This window comes from Ralstonia sp. VS2407 (assembly GCF_052950655.1).
This window is the reverse complement of sequence record NZ_JBRFVG010000044.1, coordinates 1-790: the sequence shown is the minus strand read 5'-3', so window position 1 is coordinate 790 and position 790 is coordinate 1. Positions and strand designations below refer to the sequence as shown.

Genomic DNA, 790 nt, shown 5'->3' with positions numbered 1-790 from the left:
GTGCTCGCCCCGCCGCGCGGCTTTGGACTTCTTGTTGTCGGCGCGGCGGGGCGAGCACCGGGCGGCGACGGCGGCACGGCGAAAGAAGCCGCCCCACGCCGCCGCGAGCGCGGTTCAGCCGCTCGCCATCGTCGGCAGCAGCGTCCGGTAGATATGGATGAACGCGGGCCCGAGCAGCACCGTCAGCAGCGCGGGAAAGATGCAGAAGATCAGCGGAAACAGCAGCTTCAGCGCGATCTTCGCCGCGCGCTCCTCCGCGCGCATGCGCCGCTGCGTGCGCAGCGTGTCGGACAGCACGCGCAGCGAGGCGCCGATGCTCGTGCCGAAGCGGTCCGCCTGGATCAGCATCGTGCTGAACGCGTCGACGTCCTCGGCCCCCGTGCGCAGCGCGAGGTTGCGCAGCGCGGTTTCCTTCGTGAAGCCGGAGCGCATCTCGAGCAGCATCAGCCCGAGCTCGTCGGCGACCACCGGGCTGCGCAGCCGCAGCTCATCGGCGACCTTCGTCAGCGCCGCGTCGAGGCCGCGCCCCGCTTCCACGCACACGGTCAGCAGATCGAGCGCGTCCGGAAAATCCTCGACGATCATCCGCTGCCGCGCCGCGATCCGGCGCGCGAGCATCGCGTTCGGCAGATAGAAGCCGAATGCGCCGATCAGCACGAGCATCGCCGATACCGAGTACGGGCTGTCCGCGATCGCGGTGCCGATCAGCAACGGCATCGCCGCCGCGGGCAGCGCGAAGCGCGTGTCGGCGGTGTGATCGGCGGCCCATGCGAGCGGCACGCGGTACGTC

At 70.9% G+C, this 790-nt stretch carries 1 protein-coding gene; it reads right to left on the bottom strand.

From position 1 onward, the window contains the following. Positions 1 to 114: 114 nt before the first annotated feature. Positions 115 to 790, bottom strand: a 676-nt coding sequence (locus ACU8YE_RS23695; RefSeq protein WP_446929774.1) for a type II secretion system F family protein, incomplete at its 5' end; no start/stop codon positions are given.